Raw genomic sequence first — 20,346 nt, forward strand, 5'->3', positions numbered from 1 at the left:
TATTTAAGGGGGATATTTAGTAAAATGAGTTATTTATAATTGATTTTACTAAGTAGATGTTTATCGTTAAAAGGAGTATATATGGTTGCATTAGATCAACGAATTATTGAATCATTAACACAAAATTCACAAGAAACGTTTAAATTAATAGAAGAGTATGCTAAATATTGTGAAGATACTTTAGATGTCCAGTCGGGGTATGATTTGGCTTTGCGTATTCAGGAACTAGGTTTTATTGAAGAAGCGTTAGCGTTGACCAATCGTTTGTACGATGTCTACCCGGATGACGCGTTAGTTTTATTACGTGCAGAATTATGTATTGATAAAAATGAATTGGATGAAGCAATTGATCAATTGTTACACATTGAAGAAGATAGTGATTATTATGTATCTGCTTTATTAGTCATGGCAGACGCTTATCAACAGTTAGAATTGTATGAGGTGGCGTTAGAAAAACTAAAACTAGCAAAACGATTAGCCAAAGATGAGCCTGTTATTGATTTAGCTTTGTTTGAACTGTATTTTTATATGGGTGAAAACCAAAAAGCGTATCAATCGTTAGTGTCACTTGAACATAATGAATTGATTGAAGAGAGTATCTACGTTAAAAAAATGGCGAGAGTTTTAGGGGCAATGGGTGAATATGAAGAAGTTGTGAGCAGTTTAGACCAGTTATCTAGCGAAGAACACGATTCTGAAAGTTTATTTGAATTGGGATTGGCTTACTATCAATTAAAAGAGTATTCTCGAGCGCATCATCAATTTAAAGAGCTATTACAAAAAGACCCTGATTTCTATTCGGCGTATTATTACTTCGGTACATCGGCTATTGATTGTGGTTTTATGGATGAAGGCATTACCTATTTAGAGATGGCTTTACAACACAATCCGTATCACGAAACGCTATATGTGACGTTGTTTGATGTGTATCAAAAGAAAAATGACGTTGATAAAATCAATGCGTTAGGTGAATCGGCGCAACAAAACAACATTGATGGCCTTTCTTGGATGATTAAGTGGTCGCGTCATTTATTGCATTTTGAAGAATACGATACCGTTATTGAACAGATTGAACGGTATTTTGAAATGGACGATGAAGAAAGTGAGCTTTACTGGATTTTAGCGAGTGCCTATGCCGCTTTAGAAGATGATGTGAATGCGCAAAAATGGTATGAACAGGCGTATCTCATTTTTGAAGATAACGTTGAATTTTTACAAGAATACGCTTTGTATTTACGAGAAATTGGGAAACGTGATTTGTTTGAAACGATGATGTCACGTATTAAAACGCTTGATGGTAGTCAAGTGGATGAATTTGGAGAAGATTTTTAATGAACAATCATTTTGAACAAGCCTATCCCGTACTGGATAAAATAGAAAAAGCAGGATTTCAAGCCTATTTTGTCGGTGGGTGTGTTAGAGATTATTTGTTAAATAAAACCATTGCTGATGTGGATATTGCAACCAGTGCCTATCCACAAGAGATTAAATCTATTTTTCAAACGACATTTGATGTGGGCATTGAGCATGGAACGGTGCTGGTATTGTATCATCAAGTCGGTTATGAAATTACCACTTTTCGTACGGAAAGCACTTATCAAGATTTTAGAAGACCCGATCAAGTGACGTTTGTCAGAGATTTGAAAGATGATTTAATGCGACGTGATTTTACAATTAATGCGCTAGCCATGGATAAATCGGGTAAAATATTCGATTATTATAACGGTCAAAACGATTTACATGAAGGTATTATACGTGCTGTAGGATCACCGACAGAAAGATTTCATGAAGATGCGTTACGGATGATGCGCGGTGTACGATTTAGTGCGCAGTTAGGGTTTGATATTGAACCTAAAACATTACGAGGTATTGCTGAAAATGCACATTTATTAGAGAAAATTGCCGTAGAACGTATAGCAGTAGAACTACAAAAGCTATTTGCTTCAACGAATAAGCAAAAAGGCATTCATTATTTACTGGAAGCTAATTTGCATCGTTATTGTCCACAAATGGCGCATTTAAGTGAAGCGTTATTAAAATTAGCGACATTGCCTGTGTTTAAGGACGATTACGTCAATTGGGGATTACTCATGTACTTTGGGCAATTGACGATTCATGAAGCAAAAGCATTTTTAAAAAAATGGAAACTATCCAATGAAATCATTAACAAAAGTATCGCGTTAATGGAAGTCATTGCTTATCGTTTATCATGTGCTAAATTTGAGAATACCTTTTTGTTTTTACACGAAGAAGATGTGGTTGAAAATGCACAACAATTTTTAAGCGATGCCTACGATACGTTTGTCTATGAAGATACTGCATTACTTTTCAGTCAATTGCCTTTACGCAGCACAAAAGATTTAGCAGTAAACGGGCGTGATATTATGCAATTGTTAAATCGACATCAATCTGGTGCGTTTATTGGTGAAATTATCAAAACATTAACGCATAAAGTTCTGTCTCTTGAATTGAAAAATACAAAAAATGATTTATCACATTATATTTTGACACATTTTTCACACTATAAAGGATAACTATGATGAAAAACTTTTGGCATTCTTTGAATGCCTTTTTAAAAAAATATCATATCATTAAATTACTATTTACCATTTCGTTATTGATGATGCTACTATTGAGTAGTTATTTGATTTTTTTAGCAAAGATAACCGATGTTAAAAACTTACAAAATACACTGTCGCATCGCACCATTATTTATGATGAAAGTGGCAATGAAGCCGGGCAATTACTCAATCAAAAAGGAACGTACATTGGTTTAAATGATGTTTCGCCGTATTTTATTGATGGTGTCATTGCAACAGAAGATCAACGATTCTATGACCATAAAGGATACGATGCGATGGGGATTGCTCGAGCATCTGTCAGTTTTTTGACGAGTGGTTTTTCGAAAGATGGCGGTGGTGGCTCTACACTGACGCAACAACTGGCTAAAAATGCTTATTTGACACAAAAGCAAAGCTTTTTGAGAAAATTTCAAGAGTTATTTTTAGCCATTGAAATTGAAAAATACTATTCAAAAGACGATATTCTCACCATGTACATCAATCATGCGTATTTTGGCGAGGGTGTTTGGGGTGTTGAAGATGCATCGCATAAATATTTCGGTAAATCAGCAAAAGAGCTAAACATACAAGAAGCTGCTATGCTGACTGGAATGTTAAAAGGGCCTAACTTATATAACCCGTACAACAATGAACAAGTTGCCAAAAATCGACGGGATACGGTGCTTGAAGTAATGTTAGGTGCTAAAAAGATTACACAGCAACAATATGATGAAGCAGTAAACACCACAATCCAACTCAATGATACATACCATGAAGTGTCGCATTATCGCTATCCGTATTATTTTGATGCGGTGATTGCTGAAGCGGTTGACGTGTATGGGATTAGTGAGGACGATTTGTATACAAAAGGCTATAAAATTTATACGTCTTTAAATCAAAATTATCAAAAAACGTTAGAAACGCATGCTGAAGATGAAACGTTGTTTCCGAATAATCCAAATGTACTAGTGCAAAATGCTGCCATGGTCACAAATCCTAAAACGGGAGGGATACAAGCGATTGTTGGTGGGCGTGGAAAGCATGTTTATCGCGGATTTAATCGCGCGTATCAAATGCATCGTCAACCTGGATCGGTTTTAAAACCGTTAGTTGTATACACGCCGGCGTTAGAAATGGGTTATACACCAAGAAGTGTTTTATTAGACGAAGTTGTTTCGTACGGTAGTGATCAATACACACCGCAAAATTGGGATTATCAAACGGTAGGTAGCTTGCCGATGTATCAAGCGCTTGCGTTATCTAAAAATACGAGTGCCGTATGGTTGTTGAATGAAATTGGTATCGATAAAGGACTTGAAAAATTGTCTCTTTTCGGCATTGAAACAACACCAGATGATCGTTATTTAGGTGTTGCATTGGGTGGTATGACAAAAGGGACAACGGTTAAGGCAATTAATGAGGCGTATACGGCATTTGCTAATGACGGGGTTCGTTTAGAAAGCTACTTGATTACGAAAATTGAAGATGTTAATGGTGAAGTGGTGACACAAAAAACGTTTACAACACAACATCACGTCATGGATGCAACAGTTGCTTCACAGATGACACAAATGATGATGGGGGTTTATCAAGACGGTGGGACTGCTCCGATGGCAACTTATAACAATTTGAAAATTGCTGGAAAAACAGGGACTACCGAGTCAACTGTTGATTCGTCAGATATGTGGGCTGTTGGGTATACGAAAGATTTTGTCTATACAACGTGGATTGGATACGATGAGACGACTGACGAAAACTACTTAAAAATGAATGAGGGCGATAGCATTAAACCGTTATTTAAAGAAACAATAAACGATTTACTAGCGCATTCACCACAAACGCCATTTCATTTGGAATCGGTTCATGAAAGTGTTGTCAAAGAACAAGAAGAGGCGAAAAAACGCAATTGGTTCCAAAGTATACAAGAAAATGTTGGTTCATTCGTTGATCAGCAATTAAATCATTTAAAATCGCTATTTAAACAATGGTTTCCGTAGTGAATAAGTTGCGACTCAAATGAAATTTGCTTATAATAAAACTATTGACTTATTGAAGGAGAAGTACATGGATTTAAAAACGTTTATGATGACCATCAAGCGATTTTCATCTCATATTGTGATGAAGTTACTTGTTATGCCAATGGCATTGTTACTATTCGGTGTAACGTATGGGTCTAGATTAGGAAAAGTGAATGTTTTAGGGACATTTATTTTATTGATTTTTGTTGTGTTGTCACAATTTTTAGAGCATTATTTTTATTTGCAACAAACAAAAAAAGGAACGATTAACTGGCAATCGGCATATCCAATTATTGCATTAAATGTTTTGTTGATTCTGTTAATGTTTCCGTTGACCAATGCGATTTTTTCAATTTTAGCGTTGACGTATTTTGTCAGCATTTTACTCGTGTATGGCTTTTTTAAATTAAGAGGAACATTATATTTTATTGTCATACAAGTATTTTTAAAAGGGTTAGTGCTAACGGTATTATCGGTTTTTATGCAAATCAATTTCATTTCGTATGAATTAATTTTTGCAACGGTGCCAATTTTGTGTTTATTGCTATTTTATTTTAGTGAGATTGAAAAATTGGAAGTTAAACAATATCGTGCATTACACGCAAGTCTGTCTAGCTTAAATTTATTAAGTTTGTTAGGTTGGTTAGGTACATTGAGTTCTCCAATTGCACTGATGCGATTAGTATTAAATAATTATTTTATGCTGTTATTATGGGGAATTGCCGGTGCAATCATGCTTAAAGTGATGTTAGATAATAAAAAGAAAACACAATTTGCTAAACAAAAAAACTTTATGGCAACCATTTTTTCATGCGTTATTTTAATTTATTGCTTTATATAGGAGATTTCTATGAAACTGACGATTCTTGGTTGTATGGGGGCATATCCTTCAAATAATATGGCTACAAGTAGTTATTTAATCGAATCAGACGGATTTAAATTACTTTTGGATATGGGTAGCAGTAGTTTTCAAAATTTAGCTAAAATCATGGAACCTACAGATATTGATGCTTTAATTTTGTCACACTACCATCATGATCATATTGCAGATGTTGGTGTTTTATCCTATGCATTTCAATTAAAACCTGTTTTAGAAGAGAAAAAACAAAAACAGTTAACCATTTATGCACATCAACAAAATGAGCGTTTTTCAGATTTAACCATTCCGAACGTATCAACGGGAATAGCGTATAATCCGGAAGAAATATTACGTGTCGGACCATTTAAAATCACTTTTCTTAAAACTATTCATCCAGTTATTTGTTATGCGATGCGCATTGAAGATAAAGTGTCTAAAAAAGTGTTAGTTTACACAGCAGATTCTGCTTATCTTGCCGACTTCATTACATTTGCTAAAAATGCTGATATGTTGTTAGCGGATGGGATGCTATTAGATGGAAATGAAAATCATCCGGCACATATGACAAGTGCTCAAGTGGCTAAAATTGCCGAGTTAGCCGATGTTAAAGAAGTGGTGTTGACACATTTACCACCATTTAATCAAGAAACATTATTGCAACAAGCAAAAGCAGTAAATGAAACCATATCGTTTCATTTAGCAAAAGATTTAGATGAGTACACAATTTAAAGGAGACCGTTTAGTATGTATTTTGTGGACAATAAAGAAATTACAGACCCACGCATTAATATTGCGTTGGAAACTTATTTAGTTGAAAATCGATTGGTCGATGAACCCATTTTATTATTTTACATTAATGAACCGTCAATCATTATTGGACGTAATCAAAACACAATTGCCGAAGTGAACCAAGCGTATGTCGAGGAAAATGGAATTCATGTCGTGCGTCGTATGTCTGGTGGTGGTGCAGTTTATCACGATTTAGGTAATTTCTCTTTTTGCTTTATTAAAGATGCAGATGGATCGTTTAGAGATTTTGGTAAATTTACACAACCTGTTATTGAAGCGTTGCACAAAATGGGTGTTGAAGGTGCTGAATTAAAAGGTCGAAACGATTTACTCATTGGCGATAAAAAGTTTTCAGGAAATGCCATGTATGAAAAAAATGGGCGCATGACGGCTCATGGAACGATTTTATTTGATTCTGACTTGGACGCCGTAACAAAAGCGTTAAAACCACGTAAAGAAAAAATTGAATCAAAAGGAATTCAATCGGTTCGTTCACGTGTTACGAATATTAAACCATTTGTTTCGGATGCGTACAAACACATGACGACACGCGAATTTCGTGATAGCTTATTACTTGAAATTTTTGCGGTTGAAAAACGTGAAGATGTTAAAGAATTGCATTTAACTGAGGAAGATTGGGAAAAAGTATACGCCATTCGTGATGAGCGATTTGGTAATTGGAATTGGAATTATGGACAATCGCCAGAGTATACGATTGAACATTATCATAAGTTTCCGTTTGGATTAGTCGAATATAAACTAAACGTTGATAATGGTGTCATTAAAGATATTAAAATTTATGGTGACTTCTTCGGATTGGGAGACATTAGCGATGTTGAGAACGCCTTGATTGGTACAAAGTTTGAAACACAGGCTGTTCAAGCTGTTTTTGAAAAGGTAAATGTTACAAAATATTTTGGAAATATTACGGCACAAGAACTAACCACTGTATTAGTACATGGCTCGAGTGCATTATAAAAGCTAAACAGTATGGTACGGCCATACTGTTTTGTGCATTTTTGAATTGAGGAAAGTATGGCAAAGAAAAGAAAAAAACAACAAGTTAAATGGCGAGTAGAATACACGACGTTATTGGTCATATTAGTATCGGTACTAGCAATATTTTCATGGGGATTTATTGGTCAATTTATGACAAATCTCTTTCGTTTTGTTGTGGGTGGTGCGTATATTCCAATTAGTGTGGTACTGATTGTGTATTGCGCGATGTTATTATTCCGCGTGCCATTACCGAATGCTAAAATTTATATTAGTTCCTTCATTATTTTAATGAATATTTTAATTTTACTATCGCTCAATGATTTTCCGTATGAAACCAATCTACTCGGTAAAACATTGCAAAATGCTAGTGCCGATTTGGTGGCGAATCAACAATTGCGTTTAGTTGGTGGTGGATTAATTGGTGCATTATTTTCTGCGTTATTTGTCTTTGCATTTAGTGTAACGGGTGCGTATTTTGTTGTGGTGTTTACAAGTTTGATTGCATTGGCAATTTTATATGGGAAACCCATCTCATTTTACAGCAAAAAGATTAAGCAATTTTCAAGATGGGTGAAAACAAAACATGCCGAGCAGAAAACACAACAGCCTAAAGTTGTAAAACCGATTAAAACAGAACTGTCGCAAACAAGTCCTGTCGTATCAAGAGAAGAGATACTAGAAGTTGAGCCAGAGAGTTCATCGTTTGTGATCAATGGCATGCAAATGGAAGAGTTTGAGAAACAGTTTACTGTTGAACAAGAAGTAGAGCCGGTAGAAAATGAAGGCGTTGAAGATGAGAGTGATGCGTTAGATACGGTAACTTTTAGTGGACCTGTTGAAAATGAAGATTATCAATTGCCACCGTTACATTTATTAAATGATGTTAAAGCGCAAGATCAATCTAGTGAATATGAAATCATCAAGAAAAACAGTCGTTTGTTGGAAGAAACGTTTAAAAGTTTTGGTGTCAACGCACGTGTCATTTCGGCAAATTTAGGTCCTTCGGTAACTAAGTTTGAAATTCAACCTGCTGTTGGTGTAAAAGTGAGCAAAATTGTGTCTTTATCAGATGATATTGCATTAGCGCTAGCGGCTAAAGATATTCGTATTGAAGCACCAATTCCAGGAAAATCGTATATCGGTATTGAAGTGCCAAATCAATCAACGAGTATGGTATCCTTTAGAGAAATTATTGAAGATAATATTGAGTCAACGTCTAAATTAAATGTGCCACTTGGACGTGATATTTCAGGAAATATTCGAATGGCTGATTTGTCAAAAATGCCACATTTACTAGTTGCTGGAGCAACGGGTAGTGGGAAATCGGTAGCCATTAACGGTATGATTACGAGTATTTTAATGAAAGCAAAACCAAATGAAGTCAAATTGATGATGATTGATCCCAAAAAAGTTGAGTTAAATGTCTATAACGGGATTCCGCATTTATTAACACCTGTTGTAACAAATCCACGTCGTGCTGCACAAGCGTTGCAAAAGGCGGTTGTAGAAATGGAACGTCGCTATGAGTTGTTTGCACAAACGGGGATGCGTAATATTACCGGTTATAATGAACAAGTTGATGAGTATAATTTAACTGCTGATGAGCCAATGCAAAAATTGCCTTACATTGTTGTCATTGTCGATGAGTTGGCTGATTTAATGATGGTAGCAAGTAATGAAGTTGAAGCGGCAATTATTCGTTTAGCACAAATGGCACGTGCAGCGGGGATTCATATGGTTTTAGCCACACAACGACCATCTGTTGATGTGATTACAGGTTTAATTAAAGCAAACGTTCCTAGTCGTATGGCTTTTGCGGTATCGAGTAGTATTGATTCGCGTACCATTATTGATAGCAACGGTGCCGAAAAATTACTTGGTAAAGGGGATATGCTCTTTATGCCAATGGGTGAAAATAAACCTGTCCGCGTACAAGGTGCGTTTTTATCCGATCAAGAAGTTGAACGTGTTGTGGAATTTGTAAAAACACAACAAGAAGCCAATTATGTTGAAGAAATGATGCCAAGTGATGATGTTTCTCAATCACTTGGAGAGTCAAGCGATGAATTATTTGATGAAATTGTTGAATTTTTAGCCGATCAAGAATTCATTAGTGTGTCTATGTTGCAACGTAAATTTAGAATTGGATTTAACCGAGCAGCACGCTTGATGGAAGAATTGGAAGAAAAGGGCATTGTTGGTCCTGCTGAAGGCACAAAACCTAGAAAAGTGTTAGGTGCAAACTACACACAAGACTAATGTCGTACCAGTGGTAAGTGTTGAGCTTTATTGAATTTATCATATTGGGTGTTGGTATTTTCCAAAAGGAGATATCAACACTAATTGAAAAAACAGAAGCGATAAGTGTTCTATATGATTTTAAATAAGCTGTCATGTCTTGATAAAAATGTATCACGTCGTGTCATGAAAATGTAGTGACATTGTTATATCGGCATGTTAATATAAGGGTATGAACAATTTAGGAGGTATCTTTATGAAAGAGATGACAGCATTAAAGTTTTACTTTAGAAATGGAGAAACATGGACTGTTCAACGTGAATCAATTGGTGATTTATGGATTAAACAAATCACAACAAGTTTTGGACGAATTGGTGAAAGTGATTTCCAAAAAATTCATCCATGTGATTCATTCCGTATTGAAGTTAAAGCGGTTGCTGACCAAGTGAACACATCTGATATTAATTCTGGTGGTTTAGAACAAGGGATGTTTAACCGTGTGAAAACTTACGAAGATATTGAAAAAATGGATATTATTTTTGATAACAATCAAAATGATTTAGTGTATTTCCCATATTCAGCTAAAGATGAAGACGGATTAGATAACGAATTTCAATCTTCAAAAGTAGGTGCTAATGGCCATTTATACATTGTGATTGACCCAAATCATTCTGTAGAAGACATTTATACAAATATATAATGATAGACCTATATCTATACTTGTGATATAATGAACGAAGAGTGTGAAAGCGCTCTATCAAAATTTAAGGAGATATTTACATATGAGTAAAATCGTAGTTGTCGGTGCAAACCACGCAGGTACATCAGCTATTAACACAATTTTAAATAATTATGGTGACAAAAATGAAGTAGTTGTTTTTGACCAAAATAACAACATTTCATTTTTAGGATGTGGGATGGCACTATGGATTGGTAAACAAATTTCTGGTCCAGAAGGTTTATTCTATTCTAATAAAGAAACTTTAGAATCAAAAGGTGCTAAAGTTTATATGGAATCACCAGTTGAATTTATTGACTATGACAAAAAAGAAGTACACGCTATTGTAAATGGTGAAAAACATGTAGAAAGCTATGATAAATTAATTTTAGCAACAGGTTCTCAACCAATTTTACCACCAATTAAAGGTGCTGAAATTCAAGAAGGTTCTCGCGAATTTAAAGCAACTTTAGAAAACTTACAATTTGTTAAGTTATACCAAAACTCAGCTGAAGTTATTGAAAAATTAAATACTAACCCAGACATTAAACGTGTTGCGGTTGTTGGTGCAGGTTACATTGGTGTTGAATTAGCGGAAGCATTCCAACGTTTAAACAAAGAAGTCACATTAGTGGATATTGCACAAACATCATTAGGTGGATACTATGATCCAGAATTTACAGACTTAATGAATAAAAACTTAGAAGACAACGGCATCAAATTGGCGTTTGGTCAAACGGTTCAAGCCGTTGAAGGTGATGGAAAAGTTGAACGTCTAGTAACAGATAAAGAAACATTCGACGTCGATATGGTTATTTTAGCTGTAGGATTCCGTCCAAATACTGCATTAGGTAACGGTAAAATCGAATTGTTCCGTAACGGTGCATTCGTTGTTAACAAAAAAGGTGAAACAAGTCTTAAAGATGTATACGCAATTGGTGACTGTGCTACAGTTTATGACAATGCATTACAAGACACTAACTACATCGCATTAGCATCAAACGCTGTTCGTACAGCAATCGTTGCTGCACACAATGCTTGTGGTACTGAATTAGAAACAGCAGGTGTTCAAGGTTCAAACGGTATTGCCATCTTTGACTTAAAAATGGTATCAACTGGTTTAACTTTAGAAAAAGCAAAACGCTTTGGATTCAATGCCGTTGCAACTGATTTTGAAGACTTACAAAAACCAGAATTTATTGAACACGACAACCATGATGTGAAACTTCGTATTGTTTACGATGCAGATACACGCGTTATTTTAGGTGCTCAAATGGCATCAAAAGAAGATGTTTCTATGGGTATGCATATGTTCTCATTAGCTATCCAAGAGCAAGTGACAATTGATAAATTAGCTTTATTAGATATTTTATTCTTGCCACACTTCAACAAACCATATAACTACATTACAATGGCAGCTTTAAGCGCAAAATAATGTGAATTTTGACACTTCCTCGTTGTAGGAAGTGTCTTTTTTTGTCTATTTTATGGTATAATTTTAGAGATACTATTTCGCAATAAGGAGACAAAATGAAAACAACTAAAAATGACCGCTTATTTGAATTAACTGTTATGATTATTGCAGTGATATTATCTGTTATCGGTATTATTTCTGTATATAGTGCAGGAAGTTATCAAGTAACAGATACAACTGCTCCAGTCAATTATATGTTGCGCCAATTACTATTTTTTATAATGTCACTTGTTGTCTGTGTGATAACGTTAAAATTGAAATATAAGTTTTTTGTTGATTATAAACTGATTAAGTATGTGGTTACGTTTATGTTAGTCCTTTTAGTCATTCTGTTTGCATTACCTGCAACAAAAGGGGCAAAAGCGTGGATCAATTTAGGCTTTATTGCCATTCAGCCAGCAGAGTTTGCAAAAATTGTATTGATTTGGGTGACGGCGCTATATTTTTCAAAAACACGCTATTTACCGAATTTAGAAGCAAGCGAACAAGATAATGCCATTCAATTTTTATGGGCCAAACATCACCAAGAAGCGTTTCCATTTTTAACGTATTTTATGATTTTGTTGTTAGTTATGTTACAGCCGGATACGGGTGGGGCAATGATTATGTTTTTAATCATTACGTTAATGTGGTTAGCGAGTGGTTTGTTTAATTTAAAAACAGCTCTTAAAATGCTAGGTATTGGTGTGGGTAGCTTAATTACTTTAGCCGTTTTAGCCATACTGATTTTAGGGGTAGATGATTATCGTTCTGTTCGACTGTTATCGTTTATTAATCCTTTTGCTCCGGCAAATCTTGATAAAACGTATCAAATTCGTCACTCGTTTTACGCGTTAGCCAACGGTGGGTTGTTTGGTGTAGGGATTGGAAATAGTGTACAAAAAACGGGGTATTTACCAGAAAATCGTACCGACTTTATTTTATCCATTATTGGTGAAGAACTTGGTTTTTTTGGCGTAATGCTTGTTATTGGTTTATTGATGACGTTAGTATTTTTGATTATTAGACGTAGTTTTATGTTGAGAGATACGTTTAATCGATTTATGTTACTTGGAATTGCTTTATTGTTCATGATCCAGACCATTTTTAATGTGGCAGGGATTACGAGTTTGCTACCTTTAACAGGGGTAACGTTACCGTTTATTAGTTATGGTGGATCGAGTATGCTGTCGAGTTTTATTTTGATTGGATTGGTCATTAAATTTTCAATTGTCGATCGACAAATGTATCCGCCGAATAATTAATGTAAGTTATTGTGATGTTTTATATAGCAGTTACAAAATATGGTGATCAAGAAATGATGTGACCATGTAGTATTGAAAATTGATAATAACAGGAGTACCTATGATACAAACAAAAAGAAAAGGTTTAATTGTATATGTCTATTCATTAAAACAGGCAAATGTATTGAAAAAATTTGGAGTGATTCACTATCAATCCAGAAAAATGAATTATGTTGTTTTATATGTGGACGATGTTAAATTAGATGACGTTATTCAAAAAATTAATAAATTACACTTTGTGCGAGCAGTGGATGTTTCTCACTTAGATGAAATTGATATGTCTTTTAAAGACGCGTTAGTACCACTTCAAAAATCGATTGAAGAGGGCGTATCATGAGAGTGATTTCCGGAGAATTTGGTGGTCGTCCTTTAAAAAGTTTACCGGGGAACACGACACGTCCAACTAGTGATAAAGTGAAAGAATCCATTTTTAACATTATTGGTCCATATTTTGATGGTGGCGTTTGTTTAGACTTATATGCCGGTAGTGGTGGATTATCGATTGAAGCCATTTCTCGTGGCATGGACAAAGCGATATTATTTGAAAAAGATCGAAAAGCACAAATCATTATTGAGCAAAATATTCAAATGACAAAGGCAACGGATCAATTTCTCTTGATAAAAGGAGATAGCCAGCGTCTACTTTACAAAGTACAAGAAAAAGTCGATTTAGTTTTTTTAGATCCACCATATGCCAAACAAATGATTGTTCAAGATATTGAACAACTTGTATCATCTCAATTAGTGGGTCGTGATACGCTAATCGTATGCGAAACAGATAAATCGGTTGAATTACCAAATATCATTTCTAAATTTAAATTATGGAAGAAAAACCAATATGGCATGTCTGCAGTATGGTTTTATGAGTTTAATGACAATGAATAAAAAAGCATTATTTACAGGTAGTTTTGATCCATTCACTAAAGGGCATCTTGATATTGTAGAAAGAGCATTGCGCCTATTTGATGAAGTTGTTATTGCCGTATCATACAACGAACATAAGCAATCGCTATTTACACCACAAGAGCGGTGTGATTTAATCAAACAGTCCATTGCGCATTTAAAAAATGTATCCGTCGTGATACATCAAAAAGGGTTATCTGTTGCATTAGCCGATAAATTAGGTTGTTGTGTCATGATTAAAGGCGCTCGAAACGGATCGGATTTTGATTATGAACAGTCAAAAATTTATTATGGACAACTTGCCTTTCCGCATATCGAAACTGTCATTTTTTCAACCAATCACGATCTAACGTTTGTGAGTTCTTCTGGCATTAAAGAATTTTTCCGTCTCAATGGCGATGTTTCACATATGGTCGATGAACACGTGAAATTGGCGTTAAGTGAAAAATTAGAAAAGGAATCGGTAACATTTACGCATGTTGGGAATTAAAATTGTTGCGGTTGGAAAAATAAAAGAAAAATATTTAGTACAAGGTATCCAAGAGTATACGAAACGGTTAGGTGCTTATTGTAAAACGGACATTATTGAAGTAAACGACGAAAAAACACCTGATAATGCCAGTCAAAAAGAAGAAGAGCGTATTTTAGAAACTGAAGGACAAAAAATATTGGCTAAAATTACGGATACTGACTATGTGATTGCCTTAGCCATTGAAGGCGAGTTAGTGACGAGTGAAAAAATCGCTGAAACGATTGAAGAGTGCGCATTATACGGAAAAAGTCGCATTGTCTTTATTATCGGTGGTTCTTTAGGGTTAAGTCCCCTTGTTAAAAAGCGTGCCGATCGTTTGATGTCTTTTGGACGTATTACGCTACCGCATCAATTAATGCGTCTTGTTTTATCCGAACAAATTTATCGTGCCTTTAGAATTAATAACAATCAAGCGTATCATAAATGATATATCGTAAAAAACGTTACTTAAATGAAAGTGACGTTTTTATTTTGTGGCTAATCACTAACGGTTTTGAAAATATTTTCCTGTTTTATAAAGGTTTTAGATGAAATGAATCGAATTCAAGAAAGTATTTACAAAAAACGGCTGAACTATTGAAAATTATTTCTAGTGATGTAAAATGTAAATGTAAGGGGTTACACACCAAGAAAGGAGGATTATATGAATTTTGAAAAACAGTTGATTGTTTCATGTCAAGCATTACCCCATGAACCGCTTCATAGCTCGTATATTATGTCACGTATGGCTGTTGCAGCACTTGAAGGTGGCGCAAAAGGCATTCGAGCCAATTCAGCAGAAGATATACAAGCGATTAAAGAAGTTGTTGATGTCCCAATTATCGGTATTATTAAAAGAGATTATTCAGATGCAGAAGCATTTATCACATCAACGATGACTGAAATTGATGAGTTAATGTCTGCTAAGCCGGATATTATTGCTGTAGATGCAACGTTTTCTGTAAGACACAATAATGAAAGTTTAGATACGTTTTATGCCAAAATTCGTCAAAAATACCCGAATCAGTTATTAATGGCGGATTGCTCAACAGTAGAGGAAATGATACATGCTGATCAACTAGGCTTTGATTATATTGGTACAACGCTTGTTGGTTATACGAAACAATCAAAAGATTTAAAAATTGAAACAAACGATTTTGAAATTATTCGTCAAGCACTTCAACACATTAAACACCCATTAATTGCAGAAGGGAATATTGATACCCCTGAAAAAGCAAAACGTGTTTTAGAGTTAGGGGCATACAGTGTTGTGGTTGGATCGATTATTACAAGACCACAACTCATTACAAAACGTTTTGTTGAGGCAATTCAATAAAATATAAAGGAGGAATTATTTATGTTTAAAACATTACAAAAAATTGGTAAAGCATTTATGTTACCGATTGCTATTTTACCCGCTGCCGGTTTACTACTAGGTATTGGTGGTGCATTATCTAACCCAACTACCGTAGCGACATATCCTATTTTAAATAACTCAGGATTACAAGCAGCATTTTCAATTATGAGCTCTGCTGGGGAAGTTGTATTTGCTAACTTAGCACTTTTACTTTGCGTTGGTTTGTGTATTGGTTTAGCTAAAAAAGACAAAGGTACAGCAGCTTTAGCTGGTGTTACAGGTTTCTTAGTGATGACAGCGACAATTAAAGCGTTAGTTGGTTTATACATGGCTAAAGACGCTTCAATTGACACTGGTGTTGTCGGAGCAGTTGTTATTGGTATGATTGCTGTCAAATTACACAACAAATATTACAACATTCAATTACCACAATTTTTAGGTTTCTTTGGTGGATCACGTTTTGTTCCAATCGTGACATCATTTGCCGCTATTGCAGTTGGTGCTGTATTCTTCTTAGTATGGCCACCATTCCAACAATTATTGTTATCTAGTGGTGCATACATTTCACAAGCTGGTCCAATCGGAACATTCTTCTATGGATTTTTAATGCGTTTATGTGGAGCGGTTGGTTTACACCACATGATTTACCCAATGTTCTGGTTCACAGAATTAGGTGGTGTTAGCACAGTTGCTGGTCAAAGTGTTGTCGGTGCACAAAAAATCTTCTTTGCCCAATTAGCAGATCCATCTCATGTTGGTTTATTTACTGAAGGAACACGTTTCTTTGCTGGTCGTTTCTCAACAATGATGTTTGGTTTACCAGCAGCATGTTTTGCAATGTACATGTGCGTACCTAAAGCAAAACGTAAAAAATATGCCGGTTTATTCTTCGGTGTTGCGTTAACGTCATTTGTAACTGGTATTACAGAACCAATCGAATTCATGTTCTTGTTTGTTAGCCCAGCATTATATGTTATTCATGCCTTTTTAGACGGTGTAAGCTTCTTCATTGCTGATATTTTAAATATCTCAATTGGGAATACCTTCTCTGGTGGTGTCATCGACTTTACATTGTTCGGTATTTTACAAGGTAATGACAAAACCAACTGGTTATTGCAAATTCCGTTCGGTTTAATTTGGTCTGCATTATACTTCTTTGTATTCAAATGGTATATCACTGTATTTAACGTGGCAACACCAGGACGTAACGAAGAAGAAACAGCAGATGGCGAAATCGAAAAAATTGACACTAAAGATTCATTAAAAGAAGACTCAGTCGTGATTATCGAAGCTTTAGGTGGTCGTGAAAATATCGAAGACGTGGATGCATGTATCACACGTTTGCGTGTAGCCGTTAAAGATGTTGCCAAAGTCGATAAAGCAACGTTGAAAAAAATCGGTGCCGTTGATGTATTAGAAGTTGCAGGTGGTGTACAAGCCATTTACGGAGCAAAAGCTATTCTATACAAAAACAACATTAATGATATTTTAGGATTAGACGAGTAATATCATTGCGCTGCCATTAGCTTGTGCTATTGGCAGTTTTTTATTATTTTAGAATGGAATGTGATACAATGAATGTAGAGTGGAGGCAAATATGGTTTATTTAGAAAAAAATATGATACCCATTATTGAATCGGTATACGATAATTTGACACCAACTGAAAAGAGTGTAGCAGACTACTTTAAATCTTTAAAAAATGTGGAATCATTAGATTTATCAGCCGAATATGTTTCACAATTATTGTTTGTATCGCTGGCTACATTGACCCGATTTGCTAAAAAATGTGGCTTTGCAGGATATCGTCAATTTATTTTTGACTTTCAACAACAGCAGTTTTAATCGACACAACTGGAACACAATTTAACCAAAAGTGTGTTACTGGATTATGAAGAAATTTTAAAAAATACGTATTCCTTAATTAATGAAGCACAATGTCAACGGATTGTATCGTTGTTAAATGATACAAAGCGCGTTTACATTTATGGTATGGGAAGTTCGGGAGTAGCCGCTCAAGAAATTAAATTACGATTTATGCGATTGGGACTGGTTTGTGAAGCAATAACGGATGATCATATGATTAAAATGAATCGTGTTTTAATTGATGAATCGTGTCTAGTCATTGGTGTGTCCATTTCAGGTAAGACGAATAGTGTTATTTCTGGGTTAAGTTACGCCAAACAAGCAGGGGCAAAGACCATTTTGATCACATCTAAACAAAACGAAGACGTTCGATCGATTTGCGATGAGTTGGTACTTGTTGCATCAATTGTTTCTTTAGAAAAGGGGAATATTATTTCTCCGCAATTTCCAATTTTAGTAACAATCGATATTGTATACGCGTTTTATATGGATTCTAATCGAAGTGTGCATAGTGACAATTTTAATAATACGTTGAATGCGTTAAATTTAGAATAAGGCACATTATAAATATATGGTTGATTTCTTTTAACATCACTCTTAAAAATGACATAAACAATAAAGCAGGGGGCGTTTTAACGTTTGCTGCTTTTTGCATTATTTATATTAAATATGGTATGATAGGCATAATATAAATGAAAGTGAGCGAAGCGATGAAAAAAATAAAATTAGCATGGAATATTTTTAAATTTATGACGCTAGTACTACCTATCATCAATTTTATATTGGATCGTGTCGCAACGTACTTAGAATATCAAAATGCAAAAGGAAGTGAACGTAGTGTACGATAATCGTCCAATTGGGTTTATTGATTCGGGGTTTGGCGGATTAACCGTTGTCAAACAAGCATTAAAACAATTGCCAAACGAAACGGTTATTTTTATTGGCGATTCAGCACGTTGTCCATATGGGCCACGTCCTAGCGAAGAAGTAACACAATTTACTTTTGAATTAGTGAATTATCTTCAACAATATGATATTAAAATGCTCGTTGTTGCTTGTAATACGGCAACAGCTGCAGCATTACCTTTATTAAAAGAGTATTTGGATATACCTGTTTTGGGTGTGATTTTACCCGGAGCAAGAGCAGCCATTAAGGCGTCTCAAAATGATAATATTGGTGTTATTGCGACACAAGGTACCATATCTTCACAATTTTATGATCATGCGTTAAAAGCAAAAAAACCGTCTTTACACATTTGGAATAAAGCTTGTCCGTCATTGGTGGATATGGTGGAAGGCAAAACAAACGTTGACATGACTAAAATTGCAACGGAGTTATCTATGTTTAAAGATTCCAATATCGATACGCTGATTTTAGGGTGTACACATTTTCCTATGTTAAAACGTGAAATTGAATCGATAATGGGTGAGGATGTGACATTGATTGATTCCGGTGTAGAAACCATTAATGATGTAAGTGCCTTTTTAGATTACTTTAACTTGTCCGCTAGTCCGACAACACAACCAAAACAACATCGTTTTTTTACAACTGGAGATGCGACGGAGTTTAAAAAAGTGGCGGCTAGTTGGTTAGGTAGACGTGATTTAACAGTTGAGTCAGTAACGTTAAATGAAGGAGTGAATCCGATGAAAAAAACAATTTTAATTGCCACTAAAAATGCTGGTAAAGCAAAAGAATTTCAAGCCATTTTTGGAAAACAAGGGTACACCGTCAAAACGTTATTGGATTATCCAGAAATTGAAGACGTTGAAGAAACGGGTGTAACGTTTGAAGAAAATGCGCGTTTAAAAGCAGAAACCATTGCCAAGTTGTTAAACGTCATGGTCATTTCTGATGATTCGGGCTTATGTGTTGATTTCTTGGACGGCGCTCCAGGCATTTATTCTGCTCGTTACGCAGGTGAACCAAAGAGTGATGCGCGTAATATTGCCAAATTATTGGCGATTTTAGGTGAAGTTCCAGAAGAAAAACGTACGGCTAAGTTTCATTGTACCGTTGTGATGGCGTTTCCGGACAGAGAGTCCATTGTGGCAACAGGTGAATTGTTTGGACGAATTGCACCAATTCCTAAAGGAGATGGTGGTTTTGGCTATGATCCTGTATTTTTCTTACCGGAATACAATAAAACGGCAGCAGAATTGGGTACAGAAATGAAAAATAAAATTAGCCATCGTAAATTAGCGATTGATGCATTAATGCGTCAAATCGAGTCTGAAGGTGTTTTATGGTAATACGAATTTTAGTCATTAGTGATAATCATGGTATTGATAATGAAATGGCGCAATTGTTAGCGGATTATCGTCAAGATGTTGATTATATTGTGCATTGTGGTGATTCAGAATTTCCGACAACACATAGCACGTGGTCGTTAGTCGATAGTGTCGTTAAAGGCAATATGGATTTTGATGCACATTATCCTGTTGAAAATATCAGCAACATGCCATTTGGTAAAGTGTATTCAACGCATGGGCATTTATGTCGCGTGAATTTCAGTCGTGAGCATTTAGCCACTGTTGCTAAACAACATGGTGCTAAATTGGCATTTTATGGACACACACATGTGTTGTGTGTTGAAAAAATTGATGATGTGATTTGCATCAATCCCGGAAGTTTTAACCATTCACGTGGGAATGTTCCGGAAAGAACTTATGCAATTGTGACGATTGATGAGCAAAATGTTTCTGTGGCATTTTTCAATCATAAACGTCAACATTTAGAAAAATTAGATAAAACATTAAGAGTTGAGTAGT

The 20,346-nt window shown here is 35.2% G+C and carries 19 protein-coding genes and 1 pseudogene; all 20 read left to right on the forward strand.

Annotation, left to right across the window (positions count from 1 at the left end):
• Positions 1–81 precede the first annotated feature (81 nt).
• The 20 genes and pseudogenes from J7S27_03130 to J7S27_03225 all read left to right on the forward strand — a co-directional run bounded on the left by J7S27_03130 (position 82) and on the right by J7S27_03225 (position 20,345).
• Complete coding sequence (locus J7S27_03130) at positions 82–1,332, forward strand: tetratricopeptide repeat protein (GenBank protein QTU83530.1); 1,251 nt, start codon at positions 82–84, stop codon at positions 1,330–1,332.
• Positions 1,332–2,534: a CCA tRNA nucleotidyltransferase gene (locus J7S27_03135; protein ID QTU83531.1), complete on the forward strand. Its 1,203-nt coding sequence runs from the start codon at positions 1,332–1,334 to the stop codon at positions 2,532–2,534. The genes J7S27_03130 and J7S27_03135 overlap by 1 nt, the downstream gene beginning before the upstream one ends.
• Positions 2,535–2,539: 5 nt before the next feature.
• A complete protein-coding gene (locus J7S27_03140; protein QTU83532.1) occupies positions 2,540–4,558 on the forward strand; it encodes a PBP1A family penicillin-binding protein in 2,019 nt (672 codons plus the stop codon).
• A gap of 67 nt (positions 4,559–4,625) precedes the next feature.
• Positions 4,626–5,420 carry a hypothetical protein gene (locus J7S27_03145; protein ID QTU83533.1) on the forward strand — a complete coding sequence of 265 codons (795 nt, stop codon included), beginning with the start codon at positions 4,626–4,628 and terminating at the stop codon, positions 5,418–5,420.
• A 9-nt stretch (positions 5,421–5,429) separates the two neighbouring features.
• Entirely contained in the window at positions 5,430–6,167 is a 738-nt protein-coding gene (locus J7S27_03150; GenBank protein QTU83534.1) for an MBL fold metallo-hydrolase, read from the forward strand.
• Between the two features lie 15 nt (positions 6,168–6,182).
• Positions 6,183–7,205: a lipoate--protein ligase gene (locus tag J7S27_03155; protein ID QTU83535.1), complete on the forward strand. Its 1,023-nt coding sequence runs from the start codon at positions 6,183–6,185 to the stop codon at positions 7,203–7,205.
• 57 nt (positions 7,206–7,262) lie between these two features.
• Positions 7,263–9,485: a DNA translocase FtsK gene (locus J7S27_03160; GenBank protein ID QTU83536.1), complete on the forward strand. Its 2,223-nt coding sequence runs from the start codon at positions 7,263–7,265 to the stop codon at positions 9,483–9,485.
• A 235-nt stretch (positions 9,486–9,720) separates the two neighbouring features.
• Positions 9,721–10,164 carry a hypothetical protein gene (locus tag J7S27_03165; protein QTU83537.1) on the forward strand — a complete coding sequence of 148 codons (444 nt, stop codon included), beginning with the start codon at positions 9,721–9,723 and terminating at the stop codon, positions 10,162–10,164.
• An 82-nt stretch (positions 10,165–10,246) separates the two neighbouring features.
• The gene (locus tag J7S27_03170; protein QTU83538.1) at positions 10,247–11,617 is read left to right on the forward strand and encodes an FAD-dependent oxidoreductase; all 1,371 of its coding nucleotides are present in this window, start codon (positions 10,247–10,249) and stop codon (positions 11,615–11,617) included.
• Between the two features lie 95 nt (positions 11,618–11,712).
• On the forward strand, positions 11,713–12,900 hold the full coding sequence (locus J7S27_03175) for an FtsW/RodA/SpoVE family cell cycle protein (GenBank protein QTU83539.1): 1,188 nt from the start codon (positions 11,713–11,715) through the stop codon (positions 12,898–12,900).
• A 100-nt stretch (positions 12,901–13,000) separates the two neighbouring features.
• Positions 13,001–13,276 carry a YlbG family protein gene (locus J7S27_03180; protein ID QTU83540.1) on the forward strand — a complete coding sequence of 92 codons (276 nt, stop codon included), beginning with the start codon at positions 13,001–13,003 and terminating at the stop codon, positions 13,274–13,276.
• Entirely contained in the window at positions 13,273–13,824 is a 552-nt protein-coding gene (gene rsmD / locus J7S27_03185; GenBank protein ID QTU83541.1) for a 16S rRNA (guanine(966)-N(2))-methyltransferase RsmD, read from the forward strand. The genes J7S27_03180 and rsmD overlap by 4 nt, the downstream gene beginning before the upstream one ends.
• Positions 13,817–14,332, forward strand: a complete 516-nt coding sequence (gene coaD, locus J7S27_03190; protein ID QTU83542.1) for a pantetheine-phosphate adenylyltransferase — start codon at positions 13,817–13,819, stop codon at positions 14,330–14,332. Before rsmD ends, coaD begins: the two co-directional genes overlap by 8 nt.
• Entirely contained in the window at positions 14,322–14,801 is a 480-nt protein-coding gene (rlmH, locus tag J7S27_03195; GenBank protein ID QTU83608.1) for a 23S rRNA (pseudouridine(1915)-N(3))-methyltransferase RlmH, read from the forward strand. The genes coaD and rlmH overlap by 11 nt, the downstream gene beginning before the upstream one ends.
• 216 nt (positions 14,802–15,017) lie before the next feature.
• Positions 15,018–15,689 (forward strand): N-acetylmannosamine-6-phosphate 2-epimerase, encoded by a 672-nt coding sequence (locus tag J7S27_03200; GenBank protein ID QTU83543.1) that lies wholly within the window; start codon positions 15,018–15,020, stop codon positions 15,687–15,689.
• 21 nt (positions 15,690–15,710) lie between these two features.
• Positions 15,711–17,216 carry a PTS transporter subunit EIIC gene (locus J7S27_03205; GenBank protein QTU83544.1) on the forward strand — a complete coding sequence of 502 codons (1,506 nt, stop codon included), beginning with the start codon at positions 15,711–15,713 and terminating at the stop codon, positions 17,214–17,216.
• 91 nt (positions 17,217–17,307) lie between these two features.
• Positions 17,308–18,129 (forward strand): annotated as a pseudogene (locus J7S27_03210) (MurR/RpiR family transcriptional regulator).
• A gap of 155 nt (positions 18,130–18,284) precedes the next feature.
• Positions 18,285–18,422 (forward strand): hypothetical protein, encoded by a 138-nt coding sequence (locus J7S27_03215; protein ID QTU83545.1) that lies wholly within the window; start codon positions 18,285–18,287, stop codon positions 18,420–18,422.
• The gene (racE, locus tag J7S27_03220) at positions 18,391–19,827 is read left to right on the forward strand and encodes a glutamate racemase (protein QTU83546.1); all 1,437 of its coding nucleotides are present in this window, start codon (positions 18,391–18,393) and stop codon (positions 19,825–19,827) included. Before J7S27_03215 ends, racE begins: the two co-directional genes overlap by 32 nt.
• Positions 19,821–20,345 carry a YfcE family phosphodiesterase gene (locus J7S27_03225; protein QTU83547.1) on the forward strand — a complete coding sequence of 175 codons (525 nt, stop codon included), beginning with the start codon at positions 19,821–19,823 and terminating at the stop codon, positions 20,343–20,345. The genes racE and J7S27_03225 overlap by 7 nt, the downstream gene beginning before the upstream one ends.
• The last annotated feature ends 1 nt before the right edge of the window (position 20,346 follow it).

Source organism: Carnobacteriaceae bacterium zg-C25 (genome assembly GCA_017945845.1).
GTDB lineage: Bacteria > Bacillota > Bacilli > Lactobacillales > Aerococcaceae > WM01.

What these genes read in the sequence shown, in the direction of transcription:
- J7S27_03205 (QTU83544.1), top strand. Translation starts at nt 15,711, where the DNA reads ATGTTTAAAACATTACAAAAAATTGGTAAAGCATTTATGTTACCGATT.
- J7S27_03160 (QTU83536.1), top strand. Translation starts at nt 7,263, where the DNA reads ATGGCAAAGAAAAGAAAAAAACAACAAGTTAAATGGCGAGTAGAATAC.
- rsmD (QTU83541.1), top strand. Translation starts at nt 13,273, where the DNA reads ATGAGAGTGATTTCCGGAGAATTTGGTGGTCGTCCTTTAAAAAGTTTA.
- coaD (QTU83542.1), top strand. Translation starts at nt 13,817, where the DNA reads ATGAATAAAAAAGCATTATTTACAGGTAGTTTTGATCCATTCACTAAA.
- J7S27_03215 (QTU83545.1), top strand. Translation starts at nt 18,285, where the DNA reads ATGAAAAAAATAAAATTAGCATGGAATATTTTTAAATTTATGACGCTA.
- J7S27_03155 (QTU83535.1), top strand. Translation starts at nt 6,183, where the DNA reads ATGTATTTTGTGGACAATAAAGAAATTACAGACCCACGCATTAATATT.
- racE (QTU83546.1), top strand. Translation starts at nt 18,391, where the DNA reads ATGCAAAAGGAAGTGAACGTAGTGTACGATAATCGTCCAATTGGGTTT.
- J7S27_03170 (QTU83538.1), top strand. Translation starts at nt 10,247, where the DNA reads ATGAGTAAAATCGTAGTTGTCGGTGCAAACCACGCAGGTACATCAGCT.
- J7S27_03225 (QTU83547.1), top strand. Translation starts at nt 19,821, where the DNA reads ATGGTAATACGAATTTTAGTCATTAGTGATAATCATGGTATTGATAAT.
- J7S27_03175 (QTU83539.1), top strand. Translation starts at nt 11,713, where the DNA reads ATGAAAACAACTAAAAATGACCGCTTATTTGAATTAACTGTTATGATT.
- J7S27_03165 (QTU83537.1), top strand. Translation starts at nt 9,721, where the DNA reads ATGAAAGAGATGACAGCATTAAAGTTTTACTTTAGAAATGGAGAAACA.
- J7S27_03140 (QTU83532.1), top strand. Translation starts at nt 2,540, where the DNA reads ATGAAAAACTTTTGGCATTCTTTGAATGCCTTTTTAAAAAAATATCAT.
- J7S27_03200 (QTU83543.1), top strand. Translation starts at nt 15,018, where the DNA reads ATGAATTTTGAAAAACAGTTGATTGTTTCATGTCAAGCATTACCCCAT.
- J7S27_03180 (QTU83540.1), top strand. Translation starts at nt 13,001, where the DNA reads ATGATACAAACAAAAAGAAAAGGTTTAATTGTATATGTCTATTCATTA.
- J7S27_03145 (QTU83533.1), top strand. Translation starts at nt 4,626, where the DNA reads ATGGATTTAAAAACGTTTATGATGACCATCAAGCGATTTTCATCTCAT.
- J7S27_03150 (QTU83534.1), top strand. Translation starts at nt 5,430, where the DNA reads ATGAAACTGACGATTCTTGGTTGTATGGGGGCATATCCTTCAAATAAT.
- J7S27_03130 (QTU83530.1), top strand. Translation starts at nt 82, where the DNA reads ATGGTTGCATTAGATCAACGAATTATTGAATCATTAACACAAAATTCA.
- J7S27_03135 (QTU83531.1), top strand. Translation starts at nt 1,332, where the DNA reads ATGAACAATCATTTTGAACAAGCCTATCCCGTACTGGATAAAATAGAA.